This is a genomic window from Sphingobacterium sp. UBA7625, from assembly GCF_002484085.1.
Classification (GTDB): Bacteria; Bacteroidota; Bacteroidia; order Sphingobacteriales; family Sphingobacteriaceae; genus Sphingobacterium; species Sphingobacterium athyrii.
Window position 1 is genome coordinate 163,145 of record NZ_DLJD01000003.1, and the last position, 26,498, is coordinate 189,642.

16 protein-coding genes are annotated in these 26,498 nt (G+C 46.8%); 5 read left to right on the top strand and 11 right to left on the bottom strand.

Features of this window, described 5'->3' with window-relative positions; genetic code table 11:
- Positions 1-2,250: a glucosylglycerol-phosphate synthase gene (gene ggpS / locus B4G94_RS00765; RefSeq protein WP_286856553.1), complete on the top strand. Its 2,250-nt coding sequence runs from the start codon at positions 1-3 to the stop codon at positions 2,248-2,250.
- A 47-nt stretch (positions 2,251-2,297) separates the two neighbouring features.
- Here the strand turns inward: ggpS and B4G94_RS00770 are convergent, their stop codons facing one another.
- Genes B4G94_RS00770 through B4G94_RS00785 form a run of 4 tightly spaced genes read right to left on the bottom strand, consistent with a single transcriptional unit; the run spans position 2,298 to position 8,505 of the window.
- Positions 2,298-3,845: a DUF6850 family outer membrane beta-barrel protein gene (locus B4G94_RS00770; protein ID WP_286856554.1), complete on the bottom strand. Its 1,548-nt coding sequence runs from the start codon at positions 3,843-3,845 to the stop codon at positions 2,298-2,300.
- A gap of 11 nt (positions 3,846-3,856) precedes the next feature.
- Positions 3,857-5,068: a DUF4876 domain-containing protein gene (locus B4G94_RS00775; protein ID WP_286856555.1), complete on the bottom strand. Its 1,212-nt coding sequence runs from the start codon at positions 5,066-5,068 to the stop codon at positions 3,857-3,859.
- Positions 5,069-5,072: 4 nt separating this feature from the next.
- On the bottom strand, positions 5,073-7,895 hold the full coding sequence (locus tag B4G94_RS00780; protein WP_286856556.1) for a TonB-dependent receptor: 2,823 nt from the start codon (positions 7,893-7,895) through the stop codon (positions 5,073-5,075).
- Entirely contained in the window at positions 7,885-8,505 is a 621-nt protein-coding gene (locus B4G94_RS00785; protein WP_108633555.1) for a hypothetical protein, read from the bottom strand. The genes B4G94_RS00780 and B4G94_RS00785 overlap by 11 nt, the downstream gene beginning before the upstream one ends.
- A 237-nt stretch (positions 8,506-8,742) precedes the next feature.
- Between B4G94_RS00785 and B4G94_RS00790 the strand changes: the two genes are divergently transcribed.
- Positions 8,743-10,971 (top strand): HEAT repeat domain-containing protein, encoded by a 2,229-nt coding sequence (locus tag B4G94_RS00790; RefSeq protein WP_108633556.1) that lies wholly within the window; start codon positions 8,743-8,745, stop codon positions 10,969-10,971.
- Positions 10,972-11,112: 141 nt separating this feature from the next.
- Here B4G94_RS00790 and B4G94_RS00795 read toward each other — a convergent pair whose 3' ends face one another.
- The 7 genes from B4G94_RS00795 to B4G94_RS00825 all read right to left on the bottom strand — a co-directional run bounded on the left by B4G94_RS00795 (position 11,113) and on the right by B4G94_RS00825 (position 20,865).
- Positions 11,113-12,444, bottom strand: coding sequence for a serine hydrolase domain-containing protein (locus B4G94_RS00795; RefSeq protein WP_286856557.1), 1,332 nt, complete (start codon positions 12,442-12,444; stop codon positions 11,113-11,115).
- A gap of 73 nt (positions 12,445-12,517) precedes the next feature.
- Entirely contained in the window at positions 12,518-13,342 is an 825-nt protein-coding gene (locus tag B4G94_RS00800; RefSeq protein WP_286856558.1) for a helix-turn-helix domain-containing protein, read from the bottom strand.
- A 487-nt stretch (positions 13,343-13,829) separates the two neighbouring features.
- On the bottom strand, positions 13,830-14,621 hold the full coding sequence (locus tag B4G94_RS00805) for a hypothetical protein (protein WP_286856559.1): 792 nt from the start codon (positions 14,619-14,621) through the stop codon (positions 13,830-13,832).
- A 3-nt stretch (positions 14,622-14,624) separates the two neighbouring features.
- Positions 14,625-15,428, bottom strand: a complete 804-nt coding sequence (locus B4G94_RS00810) for a hypothetical protein (protein ID WP_286856560.1) — start codon at positions 15,426-15,428, stop codon at positions 14,625-14,627.
- Between the two features lie 10 nt (positions 15,429-15,438).
- Positions 15,439-18,861 carry a TonB-dependent receptor gene (locus B4G94_RS00815; protein WP_286856561.1) on the bottom strand — a complete coding sequence of 1,141 codons (3,423 nt, stop codon included), beginning with the start codon at positions 18,859-18,861 and terminating at the stop codon, positions 15,439-15,441.
- A gap of 153 nt (positions 18,862-19,014) precedes the next feature.
- On the bottom strand, positions 19,015-20,181 hold the full coding sequence (locus B4G94_RS00820) for a FecR family protein (RefSeq protein ID WP_286856562.1): 1,167 nt from the start codon (positions 20,179-20,181) through the stop codon (positions 19,015-19,017).
- A gap of 75 nt (positions 20,182-20,256) precedes the next feature.
- Positions 20,257-20,865: an RNA polymerase sigma factor gene (locus B4G94_RS00825; protein ID WP_286856563.1), complete on the bottom strand. Its 609-nt coding sequence runs from the start codon at positions 20,863-20,865 to the stop codon at positions 20,257-20,259.
- A gap of 354 nt (positions 20,866-21,219) precedes the next feature.
- On the opposite strand from B4G94_RS00825, the gene B4G94_RS00830 reads away from it, so the two are divergent.
- The 3 genes from B4G94_RS00830 to B4G94_RS00840 all read left to right on the top strand — a co-directional run bounded on the left by B4G94_RS00830 (position 21,220) and on the right by B4G94_RS00840 (position 26,497).
- Positions 21,220-21,456 carry a hypothetical protein gene (locus B4G94_RS00830; RefSeq protein ID WP_165307624.1) on the top strand — a complete coding sequence of 79 codons (237 nt, stop codon included), beginning with the start codon at positions 21,220-21,222 and terminating at the stop codon, positions 21,454-21,456.
- 370 nt (positions 21,457-21,826) lie between these two features.
- The gene (locus B4G94_RS00835; RefSeq protein WP_286856564.1) at positions 21,827-25,033 is read left to right on the top strand and encodes a SusC/RagA family TonB-linked outer membrane protein; all 3,207 of its coding nucleotides are present in this window, start codon (positions 21,827-21,829) and stop codon (positions 25,031-25,033) included.
- A 12-nt stretch (positions 25,034-25,045) separates the two neighbouring features.
- The gene (locus tag B4G94_RS00840) at positions 25,046-26,497 is read left to right on the top strand and encodes a RagB/SusD family nutrient uptake outer membrane protein (RefSeq protein ID WP_286856565.1); all 1,452 of its coding nucleotides are present in this window, start codon (positions 25,046-25,048) and stop codon (positions 26,495-26,497) included.
- Position 26,498: the final 1 nt, after the last annotated feature.

Consider the following 26,498-nt stretch of genomic DNA (forward strand, 5'->3'; position numbering starts at 1 on the left):
ATGCTATTAGCAACAGATTTAGACGGAACTTTTTTAGGCGGAAAGATGGAAGACCGCCTCAGATTATATAGACTGATCAAGGCCAGCCCGAACGTGCAGCTGGTTTTTGTCACCGGAAGGGGACTGGAGTCGGTATTGCCGCTGCTGAGCGATCCGCTCATTCCGGTGCCGGACTTCATTATTGCGGATGTGGGTGCCACGGTCGTTAACGGCCATAGCCTGGAAGCGATTGAGCCGTTGCAGAGTGAGATTGAGGAAAAATGGCCGCAGACGTATGCGATCCGGGCAGCACTGGAAGAAATCCCGCAGCTGAATTACCAACATGTGCCACAGCAGCGCCGCAGCTCCTTTTATTATGAAGCTGGGGTAGACCATAGCCTGGTACAGCAGGTAGCCGACAGGTATGAATGTGACATTATAACATCGGCCGATAAATACCTGGATTTGCTCCCCAGAGGGGTCAATAAGGGGACTACATTAAAGAAGCTGGTTGAATTTCTGGCGGTCGATCCGGATGATGTGATGGTGGCCGGTGATACATTAAATGATCTGGCCTTATTTCAGATCGGCTTTAGGGGTGTCGCCGTCGGAAAATCCGAACCAAGTCTGCTGCAGGCGATTGCTGAGCTGGATACGGCTTATAACGCGGAAGCCGCCGGAGCGGGCGGTATACTGGAATATATGGGCAAGCACCGCCCGTTTCAGCAGTTGATCCGCGGGGAAAAAAAATTAATACCTCAAAAAAGAAAATCCAAAAAATCCGATCAGCTGGTGATGGTATACCATCGGCTGCCTTTTGAAAAGGAATCGGTCAATGGTAACACGGTACGGGTAGCACCCAAAAGTCCGAATGGCATCATTCCCTCGCTGCTGGGCCTATTCGAAAAGGGAAGGTCTGGCCTCTGGATCGGAGAGGAAGTGATCCAGCAGGACGGACAGCCTGTTCCAAATCAGCTGGTGGATGAAAGCCGGTACCCTAATCTGGTCGCCTCCACCATATCGTTGTCAAAAGAGGATATCGATAAGTTCTACCGTGTATTCTCCAAGGAGGCGTTCTGGCCGACGATCTTTTCCTTTGTGGACCGGGCAAAGTTCAACCACGAGGACTGGGCGCATTACCTGATGATCAACAAACGCTTTGCCGAACGGATCGCCCGCGAGGCCGACGAGGAGGCGCTGGTCTGGATCCATGAGTATAATCTGTGGATGGTGCCTTCTTTTTTAAAGACCATGCGCCCCGATCTGAAAATTGGTTTTTTTCACCATACGGCATTTCCGGCAGCAGATATTTTTAATATTATTCCCTGGCGAAAAGAGATCATTGGCAGCCTGTTGCTCTGTGATTTTATCAGTTTTCATATCCCGCGTTATGTGGAGAATTTTGTAGATGTGATCCGCAGCCATACACCGTTTAAAGTAGTCAAAAAGGTAGATGTCGCCAATCAGTTCCTGACCTATAGCTGTGCCCTCGGGGTCGATCAGATGACAAAGATCATTGAGGTGGATGGCAGACAGATCAGGCTAGGGGCACAACCGGTCGGTGTCAACAGGGATCATATCGAGCATATTTTGGCTGATGATCACGTTACGGAGGAGATCAATACACTCAAAAAAAGCAAAGCGGAATCGGAAATAACGCGTATTATATCCATTGAACGCCTGGACTATGTCAAAGGACCATTGGAAAAAATTCAGGCTTTTGGTGAATTTCTTGCCGAGTATCCCGAATTTCGGGGTAAAATCGAACTGGTCAATGTCTGTACACCGCCATCACAAGGAATGACGATCTATGATGAGATCCGGGATCAGGTGAACCAGGCTGTGGGTGAGATCAATGGTAAATACGCTACAATGAACTGGACGCCTATCCAATATTTTTACAGGGCACTGCCCTTTGAGGAGGTCGTCAAGCATTATGCGCTGAGCGATATCGCCTGGATCACGCCTTTGCGTGACGGGCTGAATCTGGTCGCCAAGGAATACATTGCGACCCATGGGCTATTGGAGACCCCGGGGATTCTTGTGCTTTCGGAATTCGCAGGAGCTTCGGTCGAATTGCCTTATGCCATATTGACCAATCCCTATGACCGCAAGAGCATGAAAGATGCGCTATTAAAAGCGCTGGTCATGGAGCCTGGAGAGGCTCAGGTCAGGGCGCGTAGGCTGTATGAGCATATTGAACATTACGATATCCATTATTGGGGTAAGGATTTTGTCAAGGAGCTTGAAAAATCCGGTAAGCGGCTTTGAATACCAATTGCGGGGGCTCATATTTAGCCCCGCAATTGTCCAATGGTCTAAAATGTCAATAAGCCAACAGTTAAACTGGCCATATAGCGCGACTGTCCTTTTTCAAAGGGGCCAGTTGCGCCAGATAGGGCTGTTTCCAAACTGCCAGATCCCTTGACATAGAGCTGATTATTATTCTTCCCGAAACTGGCAAGCCGGTATTGTATACTTAACGCATTGATCACTCTGTCTTGCGATAAGTACTGGTATATGGGCAGCGCAACGTTGTTGGCGACAAAATTGCTCGAATAGTCTTTGTCGGTATAATTCCACTCATTTTTTACAGCAAAACTGTAATTGGAGGCCAGGTCAAAGATCCAGCGTGACAGTGCCTTGTTGAATCGGAGGCCGATATCAACCCGGTCAATGATCTCCATGCTTTGGGGCAGGGCATAGCGGTTGTCCCAGCCTGAATAGCTTACAGAAGCTTTGGCAAACCAGTTCGAACGGTATGCGCTTGTCTCTTTGGCGAGCATATAGCCCAATGAAGCCTGGCTGCGGACTGCCGTGTGCAATGTGCCTTCAAAAATGGTCTCGTAGCTGCGGTCATCCGCACGCTGCAGTTGCTGATATTCGGTATCGGAAATATCAGTATACGACAGGTTGAGGTCGAAGTGATGGTTGTAGGTGCCGCGTTTTAGATCAAGGGCCGACAATAGGGTATAGTGATCGGAAGTATGCTTGCCGGCTTTCATCGGATAGGTGACTCCGTCGGTTACCTTTTCATTATGATGCAGGTACCTGCCTGACAGCAACCAACGCAGCTGATCGCCTTCATAACGGTAACTCACTTCACTGCCGTACGCGTTTGTGATGTAGTTGCGGTAGATGTCTCCGGTCATGAGGAGCGGTGCGGCACCCATATATTCGCCTATGCCCAAGAGCTTGTAGATATTATACTGTTGATTTTCATTGGCGCGGGTCAGCCTCAGATCATTTTTGTGGTAGTTGTACATCCCCGCCAGTCCGAGCTGATGCCGCTTGCTGATCCTGTAACTGATATTTGGTGCCAGCTGGATTTTGTTCTCGGTATCAAGTGAACGTGGGTCCATCTGCCGTGCTCCGGTGGCAACCTGATAGGAGAGGTCAAGGCCGGCACGCATGCGGCCTCCGGCGAAGCGGGGACTCGCTACCTTCAGGGACATCGCGTAAAACTGTTTATTCCAGTCTCCCTTGAGCGAATCGACAATCTGGTAGGGATTATCCCTTATCGGATTGACAAGAGATGCATAGGGCAGCTGCTTCTCTTTCAATGTGGTGAAATTAAAGCGTCCGTAGAGGGTCCAATCGCCGGTCCGCTGGAATTTTTCCGTCGAAAAATTGAGTCCCTGTTTAGATTTGCCGGTAAAGGGATGCCTAAAATCACCGCCTTCATAAAAGTAACCCAATTCCGTGTTGCCCACAGCCGGTAAATCAAGTTCTCCGAGGAAGGCACTGGTATGGAGTTTCAGCGCAGTTTCTTTTTCTTTAGAATAGCTGATATTGGGGTTTTCCTGTGCATGCAGATTCACGAAGGTGGCTGTACATGCCAGGGATAAAATATATTTTATGTTCATGATGCTCCTGCTTATTTGGAATAACTTTTGGGACTGGGGGTATCATTTATGGCAAAGTCACTGGATGAATTGTTGGTATCCATCAGCACTTTAATGCCATTGATCTCGTCCCTGACTTTACGGATCACCGATTTTGCGGTACCGGCTCCGCCGCCGACAAAGGCTACACCCGCGTCAATCTTGCTCGGCAGGCGTTTCTTGTCCAATGTAATGGTACTGTTGGCAACGCAGTCTATGCCGTCGATCACCTTGTCTGCCGGTACTTTCATGTAGCGCGTGGAGACTGTCGCTCCCGGTTCGGTAACGGTTTCGTAGCCGGTATAATCATCGGGAGACAACAATACCAGTCCGGATCCATTGACACCGGGCAGCCAGTCAAAAAGTGTCAGCGAGGAACTATGGATCAGTGTCACATTGGGCACATCGGGCGAGTCTGTATCGTTGCTGTTGCCCGGTGGATTGAAGTAGGTTTCGAAATCCGCTATGCCTGCGCCTAAATCCGCTGGTGCGCTGGAATTGCCATTGGGATCTGTCTTGTGGTTGATGCCATCCACGGCAATGACAATGGATTTTCCCGGTGCTACGGGATGATCCTCTCCGGCAGTACCCGGAATGGTCCAGAGGGAGGCGAGGTAGACGTTGTCCTGGTCTTCGATAAATTTTGTTGCCGTCGGTGATGCTGATTTTGTGGCTCCAAAGGAGATTCCGCCTGCATATAGGGTGTCTGTGGAGTTGTTGTAGATTTCGACAAAACCGTCATACAGATAGGAAGCGTTATTTGGCGTCCGGCTGCCGGTATAGTAAAACTCTTTGATTACAAATCCACCGACAGCACCGCCACTCAGCTGAATTTCTGTTCTTCCGGAGGCCTGGATACGCAGCGAAGCAATGGCGGCATTCAAAAATGCCTTGCCCTCACGCCCGGTGATGTCCATACTCTCTGCTTCGGTAATCTCGCGGCTGGCCGTGACCGTATAGATTCCCGGTAGGATATCATGCAGGTCTACCTCACCTTTGCCATTGCTGGTCAATTGGGTGATCTGGCCTGTAAAGGTATTTTTAAGGGTCACTGCCGCTCCCTGGGCAAAGCGCTCGTTATAGATTTCCGGATAACGGACGGCGATGGTATAGGATAGTGTATTTACCGGAGCGAAATCTTTACGACAGCCACAGAATAAAGCTAGTAATGCGATCAGGTAGATATAACAGCTGATTTTCTTCATTTTCTTAGAATTTAATAGACAGTTCGGTCCCAAAAAAGATATCGATATTACGTTTTGTGAACTGTTCGGGGTAACGTGTACTCCGTACCAATGGCCTATTGTTGATGAAATTATTGGCGTAGAACGAGAAGCCCATATTTTTGGCAAATTCCTTGGTGAGTTTCACATTGAAAAGCCAAAGCGGTTTCCAGCTTTCGGTGCGGAAGGTTCCCTCATTCAGGCTCAGGTAGATATCCCGGTCGGCGGAAGTGATCTGCTGGCGTTCGGCTTCTGAAAAATAGGTAATGGCCATAGGCTGGCCCGGTCCTACAGGGATATAGCCTATGGGCAGACTGGAGAAGTCAACATTCCGTTCCTTGTCAAGCCAGATGGTCTGCGCCGTCAAAGTTAGGATAAACCGCAGTTCGGGAATATGGTGTATGGCCCGTAGTGAGGTCACGAATCGCTCGGCTTCCGTACCGCGTGGAGCGAATACGCCGACGCGTGTCATGGGCTTATTGGGTACTTCCTGTGCCAGGATGTAGGGTGTGGTGGTGGTCGATCTGGTGGATTGGTAGGCTCCCGTGAGCTGAAAGGAGGTACGGATGGCGTCAAAACGCCCCATGTCGAAGTCAAATTCAGCGCCCTTATTGATGATCTGCCTATCGTTGGTCGGCGTGGCATAGCTAAACACATAAGGCGTATTGGTTACCACATCGCTCAAGATCGGTTTTCCGCCCGGTACTTCCTGTTGCACGGTATAGGTCGGGATAAGCGCGTATTGTAAGCTGTTTAAGGTGGTCATATAATCGTAGGCATTGTCGATTTTATCGTGATAAGCTGTAATGCTGAGACGTCTGTCTTTCCCGATTTTCCAATCGATACCCACTTCCTTTTTATATGATTTAGCTAATTTGAGCTGATCATTCTCTGTATTATAGACGCGTGTGGTCATCAGCGCCAGAGCCTCGTTGGGATCCTGTTTGTAATAATTTAAACTGAAGACGTCGAAATAGGCATTTTCAGGATATAGGAGGTTCAGCGTCGGCGCCTTGGTCGCAATACCATATCCCGCACGTAGGCTGAACGAGGGCAGTAGGTCATAACTTACATTAATCCGTGGTGACAGCGCCGCTTTGTTGTCGCTGCGGAAGGGCTGCAGCTGATCCATGCGTAGACCGGCCTGGATGGACAGTTCGCGCTTGCCAAACCGGGCTGTCATGCGGTCTTCGGCATAGGCGCCGAGCTGATGGAGTGCCGGAACATCTTTGTATGCCCTGGAGCGGTAACCGTTCATGCCATTGGTACGGTAGGGGAAATCTGGATCAAAAGTCTTTCCGCTCCCCGTATTGACATCCATCCGGTAGTCCGCACCGACCAGCAGACGGTGCGTAAACAGACCGGTCTTGGCATAAAACTCATCGGATAGTTTGGCAAACAGGTTGACCGGTTTTCCCTCCACCCATGCTTTATTGGTATAGTTTGCAGGTAAATACGGGACATCAAATGTACCATCGGTATAGGAACTGCCAACAGCAGAGATGCCCGAAGTTCCGGAATTCTCCAGGTAGGATTTTTGAAGTGCGTAGTTTAACGATAGGGTATAATTCAATTGACGCGCCAGTGCGCTGTTGAGTTTCCATTTTCCGTTGGTGGAGAAGCGATAGCTGTACTCCTGCGACCTATTGAGCTCCGGTACGGCATTGGCATCGGGGTCAATTTTGACCTTGTCCAGGTTGCTGCCAAAGGAAAAATAGGTATTGGTATAAAGCGGCCTGTCCTGGCCAAATGTTTTGGTATACTGCGCCGATCCGGTCACCCGGCTATACGTTGCATAAGCCGAAGTTTGTTTGTCGTTGGCTCGGGTATAGTCGAGGTCAACAAATAAGGTACCACTGTTGCTTCCCAGATCGAAACCCTGTCCGGCCCAGAACTGGGTCAGTTTGGGATTTATCCGTCCTTTTACCTGCAAGTTTTCTTTGCCGGCCTTGGTCTGCACGAGGATGGCTCCGGAAGTCATATCGCCGTATTCAACGCCAGCGATACCGCGGATGACTTCGATGGATTCGATATTGTCGGCCGTATATTGGCGCATATCGGCGCCCAGTCCCTGAGCAGTGGAGAAGCTTCCGCTTGAGCCGCTGGATCCGGAGGTGCCCGTCACAATGGCCGCAGAGCCGAGGGACTGCAGGTTGGCATTGTTGGATGTCGGAGCGCCATTGATAATCAGTGATGTACCTAGAGAACTCATAAAATCCGACGAACGATTGGTCCCGTCGGTATTGCCCACATTTCGGATACCGGCTTTGTTCACATTGGTAAAATCCGGATTGATGGTAATCGCACCCGGTAGCAATTGCAGGACTTCGCCCAGGTTGGTGGCCTGCATATGTTCGATGGCCTTGCGGTTGATGACGGTGGAGGTGGCACCTTGCTTACGGTTTTCCCGGGCGACAACGACCACGTCTGCCAGGGCTATTGAATTTTCTTGCATTGCGATGGCAATCGGCTGATTTCCCGACGTGACGGATTGCTCAACCGTAAGCATGCCCAGGTAGCTTACTACCAGTGTATACTGACCTGCCGGCATGCGGCTGAAGGTAAAGAATCCCTTTTCGTCGGTCTTGGTGTACAGGCCGAGTTCGCTGATCTGCACGGTAGCGCCTTTTAATGCTTTGCCGCTTGCTTTCTCAGTAATCACGCCACGGATGCCACCTTCTTGAAAAGTGCTTTCGACCGATAGCGTTGTGCCTGCCGCCGGAAGGGCAAACGTAGCAGTTGATAAAGTCAGCAGGGCAAAAAATAGGAGTGACCGTTGCATCAGCAATGGCGTATCTTTATTTTCCATGGCTATGTCCCATATTTTCGGGGTTAATCATGATGTGTGCTTTGTATGACCCTTCGTCCATTAACCATGGGATGCCCGGTAAGCCCGGTTTGGTCGACAAACCGATATCAGCTGCTTTCGCATAAGGCACATAGATCACATAACGGCGCTGTGCGCCTTCAATTTCACCTGTGGTTTGATTTAATTTGGCCAATGGTCCCCAATAGCCGTACAGGATCGTAGGAGTTTGTGGAATGCTTAATTTACCTGCTTTATGTTCTGCCTCACGGATTTCATCGCGTTGTTTGCGTTTGCCTTCGGCGATCAATTCACGACCTCTGGCCATAAAGGGATCCAGACTCTTAGGGTAGGCATAGGCGTACAGTACCGATGATTTGTAGTCCGGTGCAAGGCAGATCAGGTTGTTGGCGGTTGTGCCTTCCTGCAAGGTGACAAATTCACCCTTTTCATTATAACCGAGTACCTTGGCTCCCTCACGTTGGTCGGCAGGTGCTGCCTGTAAGGCGATTTTTATCTGTAGATCCTTCGCCAGCGGACTGCGGGCCTGTTGTTGTGCAAATACGGTCAATGTTCCCCAGGAGAGTGCCAGGGCAATGATAACATGTTTCATAGGTATTCCTTTAGCTGTTAATGATTAATTGTTTTTGCCTGTTAGCAAAATCATGTTGCAAATATATGTATTTAGATTTATTATAAATAAGTGAATTTTAAAATATTGTTTCAATTAAATTAGCTTAATCGTATGTTCAGTAACAATATTCGACATAAAATAATTTATTTTTAATCGTTTTAAATAAAGATCATGTACATTTGTATGCATTTTTATGCGTATTTTATTCATCATACTATGAAGCATTTTACATATACAACATTGACCCTTGCGCTGAGCTTATTAGCTGGTTCACAGCTCTATGCGCAATCGATACAGGAGCCAGGGGTGAAGAGTCCGACCACCTTTGCGATCATTGTGGACCAGCATACTTATGATCAGGCAAAGGCGGAGATCGACGCCTATCGTGCAGCCGTGGAAAAAGACGGGCTGGGAACCTATATAATTTCACATCATTGGAATAAACCTGATGAAATCCGTACGGTACTGAAAAGTCTGTATCAAAAAAAGCAGCCCTTGGAGGGGACTGTCTTGATCGGTGACATCCCTGTTCCCATGCTCCGGGATGCACAGTTTCTGACTTCTGCATTCAAGATGTCTCAAAATATTCGTTGGGATAAGTCTTCGGTACCATCGGACCGTTTCTACGATGATTTTGACCTGCAGTTTGATTTTATCAGGCAGGATACAGCCAAGTCGCGCAGCAATTATTTTTACTATGGCCTGAATGCCAATTCGCCACAATATATCCAGATGGATATCTACTCGGCGCGCATTAAACCGCCTGTGGAAAAGGGCGAAGACCCGATTGTCAAAATCAAGGCCTATCTGAAAAAAGTCGTCCAGCAGAAAACGCAGGCCAGGCCGTTAAGGGATATGGTGGTCTCTACAGGTCATGGTTACAACTCCAATTCGGTCAATTCGACCATTGGTGACGCGCTGGCACTGCGCTCGCAGATGCCGGCCTTATTTCTCCCAGGAAATTCAGTTAAGTTTATCAATTTCCGTTCGGATACCTTTATTAAATTCAACCTACTGAATGAACTGAAGCGGGAGGGACTGGATTTTGCTTATATGACCGGCCATGGAACGGCGACACTGCAACTGCTCAACGGCTATCCTCTGGCATCCAATCCGCAGCCGTCGATGGAAAATGTGGCCCGGTATCTGCGTTCGAAGCTCCGCGCTGCGAAAGAGGATGGCCGGGATGTGGAAGCGGTAAAAAAATCCTTTATGGAATCACTCGGGGTAAATGATAAGTGGATGCTGGATGCTTTTGACCCTAAAAGCATTGCCGCAGACTCGCTCTATAACGAAGATATGGATATGCAGATCCATGATATCAAGGATGGGCATATCAAAGCACCGCTGGTGTATTTGAACTCCTGTCTGACAGGCTCTTTTCATCTGCCCAGTTATTTGGCAGGCTATTATCCTTTTTCAGATAACGACAATATTGCTGCTGTCGCAAATTCTGTCGGCGTACTGCAGGATCTGTGGCCCGGAGAGCTGATGGGCTTGCTGCAACACGGGGTGCGGGTAGGAAACTGGATGAAGCATATGGCGTATCTGGAGACACATATCCTGGGCGATCCGACGTATCATTTCGCGGGAGATGCCGGGGAAAGGCTGAAAATCAATACGGCTATAGGTACACATGACGGGCGTGTCAGCTACTGGAAGACGCTGCTGAAAGAAAATGATGCTGACCTGCAAGCGCTGGCTCTGGTTTACCTCTCACGGCTATTGCCCGAAAAGGAGCTGAGCCCTTTGTTAAAACAGTATTACTTTCAGTCGGCCTTTGAAACGGTACGTACTCAGGCGTTTATCCAGTTACGACAATTGGAAAATCCGGATTATTTTGAGGTATTGCATGCCGCGAAATCAGATTCGTATGAGTTTATCCGCCGTTCGGCAGTGTATGACCTGGCGGAGTTTGGCGGCAACGATTTTGTGAAGGACATGATCCAGCTGTATGTCAGTGATCCGCATTCGGAACGTGTGGGATACCGTCTGCGTACCTCGCTGAGTTTTGTGGATCCTACATTGGCCAGACAGGAAATAGATCGGCAGATCAGGCGTAACCCTAATTTGAGCAATGGCCAGCTTTTGGCCGAAAAGCTTGAGCAGATTGTCGCTTCCGGTGAGCGTGCTACACAGAAGCTGGAAAAAAGTATCTTAAACAAAGACGAAAAGGAAAAAGAGCGAATGAATGAAATCCGTACCATGCGACTGTACCGTTACCACCGGATGGTGCCGACATTGATCTCGACAGCTCTTGACAAGGGCAATTCGTCGGATATCCGGGTCACGGCGCTTGAGGCACTGAGCTGGTTCCCGCTGTCTTATCAGCGGACTGCGATCGGGGAGGCCTGCACGCAGCTGCTAAACTCGGATGCACCGGAAGCCGTGAAAATTCAGAGCTTAAAAACAAAGAATATCATGGCAGGCTTTTCGAAAAAATAGGTCTTTATGCCGCTTTTGGTCTTCGAAGCGGGCAGCTTACTGCCCACCACCACCGGAACCTGAAAAAGCAAAGGAGTTCTCCTGAAAATGTCCCGCTATGGACTGCCCCCCGGAAAGTGGCTAACTTTCTGGGGCTATGCATTATCTGGCGGGACGTTTTTTATTGTCCTGTGACCTGTTTCTTTTGAAAATTTCTTTCACGCCGCCTTTTGTTAAAATAATCGCATTGTAGACACCTGTTCTGTCCCGCACAAATTCAACTGTTCTGTCGTTATCGTCTGATCTGAAAAATTTTGTACCGGACTCGGGGATAAGTTCCCTTTCCATATCATTATAATACAGTTTGCCATCCACCTCTAGGATCTGAATCGCATCGTATTGGCCCACATAGTTTTTGTATAACGCGGTATCTGACCGTACGCGATGATGCCGGTAGGGAAGTTCTACCTCTTTTCCAAATGCAATGGCCGAAAGCCCATAAGCGATTATATGAGACTGCGATTCATTATTGGAAAGGACGGTGATAAAAAGTTTGTCATCCGTAAAGCGGTTAAAGGAACTCATGGTGCCGAAAAAGCCACCGTCGTGCGCAATCAATTGATGCCCATGGTTATAAAAGGGGTTGATGATAAAGCCATAGCCCCAGTTTTCGGCGTTATGGGGTGTAAACATTTTTGTCTTCATTTCAGCGGACAGGATCGTGCTGCCATAAAGCGCTTTGTCCCACAATGCCAGATCTTCGACAGTCGAATAAACGCCATCATGGCCCAGATTGATGTTCCAGTTGATATAGGGATTATGGATAAAGCCATCTGGGGCACGGCGATAGACCTTGGCCTTTTTGGACACGATCGCATCATTGCTGCTGACGCCCGTATGCTTCATTCCGACATTTTCAAATATATTTTTCTTTAGAAAAGCAGCATAGCTGTCGCCTGAAACTTTTTCAATGATCCGGGCCAACAAATAATAACCGATGTTGCTGTAGGCAGTATTTGTGCCGGGTGAAAATGCATAGGGAATCTGTTTGATGGCCGCATAGGCGGAATCACTGCTGATAGTGGACAAAACGATTTCTTTGAAACCCATGGCCATTCCCGAACTATGCGATAGGAGCATATGGATACTGACACTGTCGGATTTGGGATAATCAGGGAAAAATTTACTGAGTTTATCATCGAGGGATAATTGGCCCCGATCGACCAGTTGTAGGATCGCTGTGGCGGTAAATTGTTTGGTCACTGAGGCCAGCTGAAATTTGCTGTCTACGGTATTGCTGATATTCCATTCGTAATCTGCCATGCCATAGGCTTTTTTGAGTAAAGGGATACCGTCTTTTGAGACAAAGACGGTTCCACTAAACTGATTGATAGTGGACTGCGCCTGCATGTAATTGGCCAGTTTTGCCGCTGTGCTCTGCTGGCCGAAAACTAGAACCGGACACAGGAAGATCAATAGAATAAACTTCATCATATTGTTGCATAAATGAATGATGCAGCAATGTTACCATAAAAAAAAATGCGGTCATTGTATTTTTGTAAACCCGTTAAATAAAAATCCACTTGATCTCGTTCCGCTCAAGGGCCGCTATTCTGGAAAAGAAAACTTTTGGTGTAAAGCCTGTTAATTTTTTGAAATCCCGGATCATGTGTGACTGGTCAAAATAGTCGACATGATAGGACTGGCCGATGTTGTTTTTATCGTCAAGATGGCTTTGGATGGCCGCCCGGAACCGGACTATTTTTTTGAATTGGGACGGACTTTTACAGATATGCTGATCAAAATGCTTATTTATCGTTGTCCGTGACCGCCCGATTTGATGCGATAATTTGGTCATGGATTGATTGAGGTTGCCAGCATCGAGCATTTCGCGGAGCACATGTTCCAGCAAAGGATCGGCAAAAGGGCGTAGTTTTGAGATCCAATAGGCTTCCAGGGCCTTGATACGCTCCTGATGATCCCTGATGGAAAGAATGGCCGCCATAGCCTCTTTATAATCGTCGTGGGGATTGAAATCGGGAAATGTTCCGCTGCTGTAATGTCGCAGGTCATGTGGTATAAAAGCATTTAAGCCGAGGGGCTTGAAGTATGTTGTGATTTCATTTATTTTCCCGTCGTAGCTAATCAGCACCGGCTCGTTAAAATCGCATACAAGGTTGGTTTCTATGGATGCATTGGGACAATGTTTTGTGATTATTTTGTCTTGCGTGACAAAAGTGCTGGTCTGCGCACTGATGGTAACAATGCTATAAATACCGGGGAAGGTAAAATAAGTGACGGGCCTCTCGTTTGCGGATTTTTCCAGGATATAGAAACACTCAATATAACGCTTCAACAGGAGGCTCTGGGGCCGATAGATTTTTATGATCATTTTTTATACACCTATTTTTTTACCAATTAGTGAGCAGAGGTAGTCACATGACTTTTTTAAATTGGTATTCGAACAGGGCGTTAAGTTACGCTTTTAATCGGTGAGGACAAACAGGGTATCAACGGTATTTGTGAAAACTTAGACCTGTCGGAGGGCAAAAAATAGGGCGCATAATCAGTAAATAAATCAATTAGCTGCGTAAATTTAACAAAGCCCGATCAGCGCTCTTCAGCTGGATGAAGACTTCATTTAGGGCTCCTATCAGCCTGATCAAGGCCCACTGGTAAAGAGAGGCAGGCAAACTGCAGCCTGGAATATATCGTTTTTTAAGGTACTCCTCAAGGAAGTGATGTGGCTACCGTGCCATTGCTGTGCCCTGAGTTTCCAAAGAGTTGCCGTATTTTCGTTTTTAAGCTGAAAAAAGTATTGGCAGGAATGCGCGCCCAGACAGGAGCGCATTCCTGCCAATAATTAATTGTGAATCCCGTTAATCCAAATAGAAGAAAAGCCGGCTGAAGGTTTGATTCGGTACTTTAGGTGCAATAAAATAAGGCTGAACCTTTCCCTTATCGTTCAATTTTGGGAAAAAGAATCCACCTGCAGGTAATTTACTTTTTGTCTCGTCGCCTTCAAAAGCCCATTCATCTGTATTGGCCTTTGTGAAATGGACTGTAGCACTCATTAGATCGACGTTTTTGTCAAAGTCCTTGAGCGGCAGATAATCGACATAGAACCATCTTCCGGGAAGCACATTTTTTGCAATGTACTCTTTACGTACATCGCCCGAAGTTGCATTGACTTTTTGTAAAGAAATATCAATCGGGAAATCTATGCTTTTATCATAAATGTAAAAGCCCAATTTATTGACATTGGGGTCGGCAGCGGGCGGGGTTAGCTCCTGTACCTTTCCGTCAAAATAGAGGTAGTTGAAATTTACTTTGATGGTGTTTTCAGGCAATTCAGCGCTATAAACTACTTTCTTGGTCACTGTATCGGTCAAAGTAACCAGCCGTTTTTTTGGTACCTTGTAGCTAAAGGCCGTTGTAAAATGGATATTGCTCTGGGGCTTGATAATAAATGCTCCCTCTTTATGATCAAATACGGTGGTATCAATCGCCACGACCAAAGGATGATCACCGCCATTGTAGCCATTGATCAGAATATGCATCGCACGTTCGACCTCAGGGGTCTCTTTGTTGCAGGCGCTGAAAAATACGGGGCTTCCAAGCAGCAGCAGCGCAATGGATAGGAAAAATGTCTTTGTCAATAGATTTTTCATAAATTATAATTCTAAAACCTTATTAAACTGTATGATATTATTCACCGGAGCTTCGTTAATGATAAACAACTTGGAAGCGGCCTTTGTGGGTGAGGGTACCGGAGCAACCGAGGTAAGCGGGTTGAATTCATAGGACGTTCCAGCTGTATAGGGGATGTCTGTACCGGCTTTATAAATATGGGCCCGAAACAGCACCGGTGTTTTCTGCTCATTATAATCCTGTACGCCCAAGGGAAAGGGGGTAAAAGATATGGGCTGTGAGAACTCATTGGGTTTTAAATTTTTGATGCGGATGACCTCTTCAAACACTTTGGGAAGAAAGTAGTATTTCTTGAATACAATATCCACCGGTTCACGGTAATTTAAAATATTGGACTGGAACATATAGATCAGTTGGACCTTGCCCTCCACGGGTTCAGGAATCGCGGGGAAATCGCCTACCTTTCCGTCCATATAGATTACATTGAGGTTTGTCTCAGCTGTCGTATCGTTGGCCCTGATTTCCCGTTCGAGCAGGATTTTATCGGTCGCTTTGGACTTCATGATAAATTTTAAGTGCTGTTTGCCCGGGTCATTGAAATTATAGGTGGCTCCAAAAGCAATTTTGCTGAACGCTGGCGTCACCGTAGGGGAAAAGGTGTCCAATTGGAGAATAAGTTCCTCATTGCTGTTATTATAACCGCTTAAATTGATCAGATGTATATTGGAATGATACAAAAGCTCGTCTCCGCCTTTATTGCACGACAGGAAGGTGAAGAGCAGAAAAAGGCTGATCGCTGTGGCTGATAGGATTATTTTCGTTTTCATATTGGCTGATTTAAAATGTATATCCAATGGATAGGCTAAAGGAACTGCCCACTTTGCGGTTAAAAGTTTCTTTGTCGCCTATGCGCATCTTTTTGGTTCCGTCTGCTGAGGTTTCGTAGTAACCTTCCTCATATTTTTGTGAAAACCCGAATTTCCACTCGTAGATCTCATCCCACTCCTGGGTCGGCCATTCGGAGTTTGACAGGCCTTTCCATCGGTCCTGTATCTTGTAGGTTTCAGGCCTGTTCACATAAAAACGGAAGGGGCTATTCAGCAGATTGCTCAGGTTCAGTTTGAGGTCCAGATTTTTATTTTTCAATAATTTGTAGCTCAGCTGTGCGTCCAGCTGATTCCGGGGACGCTCGTATTCGATAAAGTCTTCGCTCATGGCCGTCATAAAGGTTTTGTAGCCCATATGGTTGAAGGCTACGTTGGCACCTAAGCGGTCTCCGGCATACTGCAAGGCCGCATTGTATACGACGGGTATCTGTCCATAGAGCGGGCGCTTGCTTTTCAGAAACTGTTTTTCCCGATATTCAAAGGTATTTCCATACTTATCCGTGTCGATGCCCTTGGCCCTGAATTCGGCCGATTGTACTTCGGAGCTTTGAAGCGTGATGTTTCCGCTGAAATTGAAATCCTCCAGCAGGGAGCCCGGAAGTATAAATCCTAGGTTTTTACGGATATCAAACTCCAGTCCTTTTACTTTGGCCCATTCGGAGTTGTTCGTCGTGACATAGATACGGTGTGAGGAGTCCATCATCTGCCGGTACAATTCGATCGGGTTCTGAAAATATTTATAGAAAAATCCGATGGAGATGACTTCCGCGAGGGAAGGATACCATTCCAAACGCATGTCATAATGGTCTATGACGGTAGACAGTACACCTTCATTCCTGCGGTAAGCTCCGCCCAGTGCGGGATCCTGGCGTACCATCCTGGAGTTTTCGATCAATGCGGGGCGGACTACCGACTGCGAATAGGCCATGCGGATATTGAAATCCTGTACGGGTGTCAATGTCAGGCTCGCCGAGGGCAGGTAGCGCCAGGTTTTCTCTTCGGTCTCGGGATCTGCCGTCATGCCCACCAGTTTGCCGGTTTTGGGATCGACAAAGCGCTGCTTGCGCATAGCAATGGTGCGTGCATCCATCTGTAGGTCGTTGTCGCCGTTTTGCAGGCTTTTATACTTGAAGTATTCGGCACGCAATCCCCAGACCAATCTGATCCAGGAGTTGAAGCGGTTGTCTAGCATGGTATAGACTGCCTGGTTGATATTTTTCCCTTCATAGGCACTGATGGAGAAGGCGGCAGGATAATAGAACATCCCATGTAAGGGATCTTTAAATTCAAGGTACTTCGACCAGGTATTGACGGGGGAAAAGGTATTTGCACCGACCGAAACGATGGGCAGGGAGACCCATTCGAACAATCCATGCCGATCCATAAACTGATAGCCGCCTTTCAGGGCCTGCTTTTGCCCCAGCCAGTTCGTCTGATAGCTCAATGCAGCCTCAGCAATGCTGTTGGTCTCCGTATAATGGTATTCGGAGCGTGTAAATGTCCCGTCACCGGCATTGGCATAATGCGAAGGGACGACATTGTATAGGGTGTCATTCAGGGTGCCTCTGGGTTCGAGCCAGGCCTCGGTCGCATCTTTCTCCAGGTTGTTTAGCCGGTTGCGGGCGATATTCCATTCCACTTTAAAATTGCCGAAACGATGTTCCCCATCCAGCCTGTTCTGGAGCATATCGATAAATTTGGGGCGGTCGTACTCCCGGATAGCCGGTCTCGAGCCATACCCAATATCGTTTCCCCAACCTTCGATTACGGAAAACTGATTGTTGAACATGCGGGAATAAAAGTTGCGGGAGGTTATTTTATGATTTTTGCTGTTCCAGCCTAAATTGACCAATCCGCTTAAGCTCGAATTAAAATTATACTGTGTGGAGATTGTCGGGTTGATTTCTTTTCCGGTGTTTATATCGTAGGTGGCCCCGTCTGTTTTTTGCCAGTTGCCCCGTTCGAAATTGGAGATGTGATCAATAGACTGTTCATTGCGATAACTGAGCGAGCCTACAAAACCAAAGATGCCTTTCATGGTATTGTAGTTCCGTCCCAGGCTGAACTGATAGTTTTGTCCAGGTAGTGCGGTATATTTTCGTGTACCAAGACGTTCCAATCCACCAATGCGTTTGTTCTGTGCCGCGATCATTTCGGGGGTAAAAGGCGTCACACCTTCGGGTACAGGTTTATAAGGGTTGGCAGGATCATAATTGATGCCGTTGAATACGGTCAGATCCCGCGGGAACTTGCCCCGTGTGCCATCGTCAAAGGCCAGGTAGTCCCAGCTGCCACGGCCATAGCCCAGGAAATCTTTTCCCGTTGATCCATTGATATACTTGCTGCCCACCGAAAAGGAAGTAAAGTTTTTCAATGGAATGGCCAGGGTGTTGATCTTGACCAGTCCACCGCCAAAGCCAAAGCTCAGGTCTGGCGATGCGGTCTTGTGGATAATGACATTGTCGATCAGGTTGCTCGGTACGATATCAAATTCGAAGTCCCGGACCTGCACGTCGGTACTGGGGAGGGTAGCACCATCCATCATGGCAAGGTTGTAGCGTTCGGCAATACCGCGGATCACGACCCGGCGGTTGTCATTGGTGCTGACACCCGCGATGCGCTTGAGGGTTTCGCCTACATTTTTGTCTGGTAGAACGGCGATTTGCTCGCGGCTGATGCCGTTGGAGATCGTCGCTTCATTCTTTTGTTTGGCATAGAGCGAAGCAATACTTTCCTGTTTATAACTTCCGGTGACGACCACCTGCTCCAGACTTTTTACGGCATCTTTTAAAACGATGCTGAGGCTGGTCTGCTTCCCGGCATGGACAACGATGTCAGTGATCCTTTTTGTCTGATGGGAAATGTAACTGACCTCAATGGTATAAGTTCCGGCAGGGATGTTCAACGTATAGCTTCCATCGGCTTTACTTTTTAAGGACTGGCCCGTCTGGAGCACGCTGATACTGGCATCTGCGAGCGCTTCACCATTTTCGTTTGTAATTCTTCCAGTGACCGTTCCCCGTTGTTGCGCCGCCATGTTCGTTGCGTCCCAGGATAGTGAAAGGGGGCTGGGGGCTGTCTTTTTTGCCGAAACAAGCACGGATTGGTCCCGTAGCACAAAGGTCAGGGGCTGGTTTTTGAAGATGGCTGCCAATACCGTATTGATATCGGTGTTTCTGGTTTCTATCGTGACCGGTCTGGACATTTTAAGCAGGCTGCCCTCGACTAAAAATCCATAGCCTGTCTGCGTACTTATTTTTTTGAATACTTTGGCCAGGGAGCTGTTCTTTTCGGAGAGACTGATGTTTTGTCCTACCGCCCCTAGGCTGATCTGTAGCATGCCAAAAGCTGTCATGAAGGTGGTGAGCTTCATTTTCAATACTATTTTTGTATTTTTTTTATACATTTGTTAAGCTGAAATATGTGTTAAATCGGATCGAGAAATTCATTTGCCTATTCCGGCTATCGGCCAGTAGTGTTACGACCACTATTGGCTTTTTTTTGGAATAGGGCATCAGGTTGTGTATTATTTTGTTTCTACAATAAGCCTCCTTCCTTGCATTTCTACCTGAATGCTTTTAAACGTTTTTAATAGATTCAATACTTTTTCAAAAGGCCAGGAGCGTGGTATTCTCCCTGTAAAGGTTTCTTGTGTTGCGGTGCCCTTATAGTGGATGTCAACATTATACCAACGGCCCAGTTCGTCGATAACACTGCCAATATCCGCATCCGTAAAATCAAAATACCCCTCTTTCCAAGCGATTACTTCAGCCGGATCCACATTTTTTACGGACATGGACCGGCCGGCTACAATACCCTGTTCACCGGGCTTAAGGATGATGCGTTGATGTATATTGGTCAGGGCGATAGAACCGCTTATAAGGGTTGTTTTGGCGATGGATTTAGCGTTGTAAGTATTGACGTTAAAGTGTGTGCCCAGTACTTCGATCCGTTGATTTTCGGACTTCACCCGGAAAGGCATGGCAGCGTTGTGTGCTACCTCAAAGTATACTTCGCCGGTGATGGTCACTTCCCGTGAAGAGCCACGGAAGGCTGAAGGGTAGGTGATCGAAGATTGGGCATTCAACCAGACCTGGGTGCCGTCAGCTAAGGTTAACTGGTACCTGCCGCCACGCGGGGTAGAAAGTGTATTGGAATATACCTTGCTGACCTTCTTACCCGCCGTATAAACCAGATTGCCCGGTTTTAGCTTGTTGATATGAATGTTTCCTTCGGCAGTGAGCTCTCCGTTTTTGGAGTTATCCAGTAGAATCTTTTCACCATTGCCGAGAGTTAAGGTAGCTTGATCCGTTCCGGGGCTAATCGTATTGCTTTGTTCTTTTGCGCTGACGGGCAGCTTGTCGGACTGCTTCTTGAAGATGTATAATGAAACCGCACAAAGGAGAGCTAAGGAGGCAGCTGCTTGCCATAACCTATTGCTCGGATTTAGAAAAAATCGCTTTTTTGGCATTTCTGCCGTTGAGGATGTCTCCCGATCAATCTGATCGAAGATCTTCTCCTGCAGTTGTATTTTTCTGACCGCGCGTTCTTCGGAACTTAAATGTTCGATGAGATCCGGATTGGCTTCAAATGAAGCGTACCAATCTTCAAGCAGCTGAAGCTCATCTTCGGTTATTGTTCCTGCTTCGTATTTAGCGAGTATATCTAGTATCTGTTGATTTTGATCGTCCATTTCCTTTGCTTTATACTAACTAGTACCCTAAGTATTGGAAAGCGGGAACAGGAATTTAAAAAAAAATAATTTTGCTTAATTTTTTTGCATATATAGCAGCAGCACCAGATAGAAAATATCCATTTGATGCTCTTTGATTTCAGAGCGCATGATATTCATGGATTTGGTAATGTGCTTGCGGACCATCGCTACAGAAATGTTCAATTGGTCGGCAATATCCTGATTGGAGCGTTTTTCGAAACGGCTCAATAGAAAGACCTCTTTGCAGGTGGCCGGCATTTTTTCGGTGATCTGAAAAATCTCGGCATGGATTTGTTTGGCCTCGAGTATATTATCGGGCTGAATAGGAGCGGTATACCCGCTGTAGGATACGGTTTCGATATATTTATCCTGGATTTTTTGCGCCCGATAGGTTTTAAATACCTGAAATTTTATGGCCGTTTTTAAATAGGCTGCAAGGGAATGTTTAACCTGGATTTCTTTTCTTCGCAAGTAAAAATCCACAAAGACGTCTTGAACGATTTCTTCGGCCATAGATAGTGAGCGTGTCCTCTTACCTGCAAGATTGATCAATGGCTCCCAATAGCGGTTATAGAGTTCGGAAAAGGCTGCTTTATTGTCCTCGAGTTGGACCAGGCCCATCAGTTCCTGATCTGTAAGTGTTATAAATTCACAATTAGCCATGGTAGTTATGCAAAAACCAAATGTAAGTAGGCAATTATACCTGAGCGTGTTACGAATATTAATAAATTATTAATATTTACTTCAGCCCTTTTTGCTGCGACATCCATGGATGTGGGGAAAGACTTTAAACCCTGTTAGGATTGGTCGGCGGAAATTGCATGCTCTTTTCAGAGCATGTTGCCTATCATTTACATCAGCGACGTAGAATTAATTTATCTTTTTACTCCTGACTATTTTTGTTTATTGGTCAAAAGTTTTTATATTTACTGCTGCAAATAAATAGTTCGTCTAGGGTGATCGGAAAAACCAGCGTGCAGCTATGGATTTTGCAATGGATCAAAAATTCCGTGGAATATGAAATATTACCTACTTACCTTTTCTGTTTCGGCCCAGGTGCTGACCAAACGTACTGAGATCATAAACTATCTGAGTCGGCATATTGCTGATTTAAAATACATTTCAGCAGATTTGCAGGATAAACTATGTACGATCACGTTTAGATCCAAAAGACGCGATGAGGCCGCTATTCTTAATCTTATCGCGATCAGAGGGTTTAATGCATCGTTTTTGTCAGCGACTGAAAGTTCTTAACTGCAGTCGCTGTTCGATAACCAAAAAGACTTTGACTAATAAGTAGAAAAAAAATCTACTAAATTAGTATACATTATTTGTTTTTATTCTTACATTTGTATTATCGTAGTTTCAATTGGCGTTGGCGACGATCTAATCATTATCTAAACAAAGTAAAAATGAAACAGCATTATCTAAACCATCCTTTCAACGTAAGTAAACAACTTTTCTCAGATACACATGTAGCGTTCTCTGCGCAACGAATGTGTTGCTAGTACTTTTTCTCCAATTTTCCAGACAACAAGAGCGATAAGCTATTTATTGTTGCTGTCTCGGCTATAAATAGATTTATGGCCTGCACATCTATTTTTTTAATTATTCTATTCCACCTATGAAAAAGAGAAGAATACTGCATTATTCTGCCTATCTATTATTGGCAGGTCTGGCTGAAATGCCATTTTACACATATGCACAGGATTCCCCAAAGACAATTATCAATGCCTCCTTCAGAGGACTGGTTATTGACGCCGAGAATGGACAGGCCATTGAAGGTGCCACGGTCAAGCTCTATGGTGTTACGCATGCAGTGACGACAGACAGAAAGGGCAACTTTGCTTTCGTGACCGGACAAAAGCTACCGGCACGCGTCGTCGTATCCTCCGTCGGTTATAAAGAACAAATAGCACTGATCCAGGAGCAGGGGGACACCGTACGTCTGGTCCGAGAGGACCGGGCACTGGAAGAAGTTGTCGTCGTGGGCTATGGTACACAGAAACGCAAAGATTTCACAGGTGCGGCTGCCAGTATCGCTGCTGATGCAATCAAGGATGTTCCGGTACAAAGTTTTGACCAGGCTCTGGCCGGCAAGGCTGCAGGAGTAAGTATTTCCCTGCCGAATGGCCTGCTCAATAATCCTCCGGTCATACGGGTACGGGGACTGAATTCGATATCCCTCAGTTCATACCCCTTGATCGTCATAGACGGTATTCCCGTTAATACCGGCAATATCGGTTCGTCCAACGTGGCCAACAACCCGCTCGCTGATATCAATCCGTCGGATATCGAATCCATTGACGTCTTAAAAGATGCGGCTTCGACTTCCATCTATGGTTCGAGGGCTGCAGCAGGTGTGCTAATTGTGACAACCAAAAAGGGAAAACAGGGACGTGCAAAAGTCAGCTATGACGTATGGGGATCGGCCGTGACAGCAGCACGATTACCCAAATTGTTGAATGCCAGCCAGTATATAGCGATCAAAAATGAAGCTGTCCTGAACAACAAGATTTTGTCGGGCAATGCAAATAACGACAAGGTGGCCAGTGAACTTTTCTTTCCGCAGTACGGTGCAAATGGCAATCTGGTGGAAACTAGCTGGTACGATCATGTCTATAACACGGGATATAGCCACAACCATAGTCTCTCAGTGAGTGGGGCCAATGCAAACACGCAGTACTATTTTTCGGGAAATTATTCGGATCAAGAAGGTTTTTTTGCAAAAAATAGCTTTGACCGCAAAGGCCTGCGCTTTAATATCGAACATAAGGTAAACGATTGGTTTTCTGTAGGGAGTAACCTGACCTACAACAACACTTTCAATGATGCCAAAAATTCGGGTTCACTGCCTAGCAGCCAGTTGCTGTTGATCGGTGGCGCACGGCTGGCACTTGTACTACCGCCAAATGTTTCGGCCTATAAGGATGATGGTACCTACAATTTAAGTAGTACGGGGTTACTGGGACCGGGAGCCAACTTATTTACCAATACATTATACAATCCCGAAGCACTTTTTGCCTATAGTAAATATACTACCGGGAATGACCATATCCTGGGCAATGTGCATGCTTCGGTCAACTTGCTAAAAAATTTAAAATTCACAACCACTTATGCTGTCGACCGCAATCTGTCCACCACCAAGACGTATCTAAGCCCTAATCTGGGCTCATCGGGATATACGAATGGTGGATCGGTAAATAATGTGAGCAGTCTACGCAATAATTGGAACTTTACAAATAGCTTGAGTTATGATCAAGTGTTGTCTGAAAAGCATGCGCTATCCCTTTTACTGGGCTACGATATCCAAAAATATGACAACGATAGCTGGAATGCATCGCAAAATAATGCATCGGATCCGTTTTTTGAAAATTTTCAGGGCAATTGGACTACGCTTTCCGGGGCGGGAGGGAGTATTTCCGAACGTTTCTACCGTTCTACATTTGTGCGCGCCACCTACAATTATGGCAAACGCTATTTCCTGACCGCTAATTTTAGAAGAGATGGCAATTCGGCCTTGGGTGCCAACAATAAGTACGGTGATTTTGGAGGGCTGTCCTTGGGCTGGTCTGTTTTTGAAGAGGACTTCTTTAAAAATAGCCGCCTCGCAAATGTGCTGGGCGACTTACGCTTCCGGGGGAGCTGGGGTAAAGTGGGCAATGGCAATCTCTCGGCTTATGAATCGCTCAACCTGTATAGCTCATCGCTCTATGGCACGGTGCCCACATGGAGCATTTCCCAGGCAGGTAATCCGGATCTAGGCTGGGAGACTTCCGAACAGACCAATTTTGGGTTGAGCCTGGATCTAGCGCAGAAGCGTCTGCATGTGGATATCGATTACTTTAGGAACAATGTGAATGGCCTTATTCTAGATGTGCCACAGTCGCCATCAAAAGGTATTCCGGGCAATAGCATCCTCAAAAATGTCGGCAGCATGTATAACCGGGGTATCGAGTTTGCCATCAGCGGCGACATCCTTCGAAAAGGAAATTTTACATGGAATTCATCCTTTAATTTCACGCATGTAAAAAATAAGGTAACATCCCTGTCTGAAGGAAATGCGGATATTATCGGGTACACGCATACGACAACAGAAGCCAATAACATTACTCGGGTAGGCTATGCTGTGGGCAGTCTGTATGGTGCTGTCACCGATGGGGTAAACCCGGAAAATGGTCAGCGGGTATTTATCAATAAAAATGGTGAGCGGGTACAATATAGTGCCGCCGTAGCTTCAGGGCAGAGTAATTGGACTTATCTTGACGGCCGTGTTGCCAGCCCGATCACGGTAGCGGATTATCAGGTGCTGGGGACGGCATTGCCGACCTGGTATGGCGGTTTTAATAATTCCTTCCGTTATAAATCTTTTGATGCGGCGGTCAATTTCACCTTTGCTGGCGGGAATAAGGTAATGAATGGTACAAGGGGTACGCTGCTGGATCAGCGTTTTTACAACAATTCAGTCGAGGTGCTCAACCGATGGACCACGGCTGGACAACAGACGGATGTTCCGCGATTGGTCTATAACGATGTGATATCTAATGGTTCTGCCGGATTTTCCATTGACCAAAATGCCGAGAAAGCTGATTTTTTACGTTTGCAACAGCTTACACTTGGCTACACGTTCCGTGGTAGCCTGTTTAATACAATCGGTCTTTCCAGTATCCGTATTTATGGTCAAGCGTCGAATCTTTTCCTGATAACGGGGTATTCGGGTACCGACCCGGAGTCTTCTTCGAACGGAAATTCCAATACCTCGATTGGCATCGAAAAGAATTCCATCGGGCAGGGCCGTACCTGGACGGCAGGTTTAAATGTCTCATTCTAAATAGTTGTAAACATGAAAATTAAAGCAAAAGGATATAGCTGCCTGGTCAGCGCATTATTATTGGTGTCCACGCTGAACTCTTGTAAAAAGGAGGACGGATTGTTCCCGGTTCCGACCACATCCATATCGGATAAAAACGTATTTGATACCCCTGCCCGGATTGAAGGTGTGGTCAATGGTATTTATAAGAACTTGAAAGCGGCCAGTTTATATGGTGGACGTTATCTCCTTTACCAGGATGTCCGAGGGGAGGATTTTATCAATGTCACGGCCAACAGCTATACAGCATATGAAAGTTGGAACAATTCCTACAGTTCGGGATCCAATGACATCAACAACCTGTGGTCTGCTGCATACACGACTATTAATGGCGCAAATATCCTGATTGATGCGCTTAGCCCAGGTACTGCAGTCATCAGCCAGGATCTGGCTAAAGCCTATATCGCTGAAGCAAAGTTGCTGCGTGCAGTGTCCTATTTTAGTCTGGTGACAGTATTTGCACAGCCCTATAACAAAGATCAGGGTGCTTCACCGGGCTTACCGCTGCGGTTGAAGGCTGAAGTCGACGGTAATAACAATGACCTGGCCCGGAGTACTGTTGCCCAGGTATACACACAGATCTTGAGCGACCTGGATGCGGCCGAAAAGGATTTGCCGGAAAATTATTCCACTGCGCTGCTCAATACGACACGGGCACATAAAAATACGGCCCGGGCTTTCAAAACCAGGGTGTATCTGACGATCAATAACTACCAAAAGGTACTGGAGGAAGCGAAAAAGATCGTCCCGCAGCAGGCCGCTCCATTTAAAGCGCAACAGGGCGTTGCGCATGAATTGCAGGCAGATATTACCGCTATCTTTGGAAGTAATTATACCACGACTGAATCTATTCTAAGTATGCCCATGAGCACAACGGATGCGCTTTCGGGGCAGTCTGCGATAGGTTATGTTTATAATGTCAATAAAGAGTATTATCTTAATCCCACCGGTATTTTAAACGACGCCCAATGGGATCCGGTAGACAAACGGCGTGGCCTCCTTCAAGCGAATGGGGGCAAACAATATTTAAAAAAGTACGCCAAGGCCTCACCCTATGTTGACTATATTCCGGTAATCCGTTACGCTGAGGTCTTATTAAACTATGCTGAGGCTGCAGCACAGGTTGAACAGCTCTCGATTGCCGGGGCGCTTTTAACCGCAGTCCACCAGCGGTCAGATGCAAGTTTTGTATTCCCAGGTGCGTCCCTGACCAGCAAAACGGCCATCTTGGAAGCAATTGGCAAAGAACGGCGTATTGAGTTACTCGGGGAGGGATTGCGCGGACATGATCTCCTGCGCCACTTAAAAGAGTTGCCCGCTAAAGGGGATGCCAGTATACAGACACCAAGCGTGCCTACAATTGCTCAAAACTATATTTTTCCGGCGCCTAACACAGAATTGGCGACTAATAAACTTTTTAATTAAA

Excerpts from the sequence above, each read along its gene's own strand:
- B4G94_RS00775 (WP_286856555.1), bottom strand. The coding sequence starts at position 5,068 with ATGAAGAAAATCAGCTGTTATATCTACCTGATCGCATTACTAGCTTTA.
- B4G94_RS00785 (WP_108633555.1), bottom strand. The coding sequence starts at position 8,505 with ATGAAACATGTTATCATTGCCCTGGCACTCTCCTGGGGAACATTGACC.
- B4G94_RS00815 (WP_286856561.1), bottom strand. The coding sequence starts at position 18,861 with ATGAAGCTCACCACCTTCATGACAGCTTTTGGCATGCTACAGATCAGC.
- B4G94_RS00820 (WP_286856562.1), bottom strand. The coding sequence starts at position 20,181 with ATGGACGATCAAAATCAACAGATACTAGATATACTCGCTAAATACGAA.
- B4G94_RS00805 (WP_286856559.1), bottom strand. The coding sequence starts at position 14,621 with ATGAAAAATCTATTGACAAAGACATTTTTCCTATCCATTGCGCTGCTG.
- B4G94_RS00790 (WP_108633556.1), top strand. The coding sequence starts at position 8,743 with ATGAAGCATTTTACATATACAACATTGACCCTTGCGCTGAGCTTATTA.
- B4G94_RS00770 (WP_286856554.1), bottom strand. The coding sequence starts at position 3,845 with ATGAACATAAAATATATTTTATCCCTGGCATGTACAGCCACCTTCGTG.
- B4G94_RS00810 (WP_286856560.1), bottom strand. The coding sequence starts at position 15,428 with ATGAAAACGAAAATAATCCTATCAGCCACAGCGATCAGCCTTTTTCTG.
- B4G94_RS00830 (WP_165307624.1), top strand. The coding sequence starts at position 21,220 with ATGAAATATTACCTACTTACCTTTTCTGTTTCGGCCCAGGTGCTGACC.
- B4G94_RS00800 (WP_286856558.1), bottom strand. The coding sequence starts at position 13,342 with ATGATCATAAAAATCTATCGGCCCCAGAGCCTCCTGTTGAAGCGTTAT.
- B4G94_RS00825 (WP_286856563.1), bottom strand. The coding sequence starts at position 20,865 with ATGGCTAATTGTGAATTTATAACACTTACAGATCAGGAACTGATGGGC.
- ggpS (WP_286856553.1), top strand. The coding sequence starts at position 1 with ATGCTATTAGCAACAGATTTAGACGGAACTTTTTTAGGCGGAAAGATG.
- B4G94_RS00795 (WP_286856557.1), bottom strand. The coding sequence starts at position 12,444 with ATGATGAAGTTTATTCTATTGATCTTCCTGTGTCCGGTTCTAGTTTTC.
- B4G94_RS00835 (WP_286856564.1), top strand. The coding sequence starts at position 21,827 with ATGAAAAAGAGAAGAATACTGCATTATTCTGCCTATCTATTATTGGCA.
- B4G94_RS00840 (WP_286856565.1), top strand. The coding sequence starts at position 25,046 with ATGAAAATTAAAGCAAAAGGATATAGCTGCCTGGTCAGCGCATTATTA.
- B4G94_RS00780 (WP_286856556.1), bottom strand. The coding sequence starts at position 7,895 with ATGGAAAATAAAGATACGCCATTGCTGATGCAACGGTCACTCCTATTT.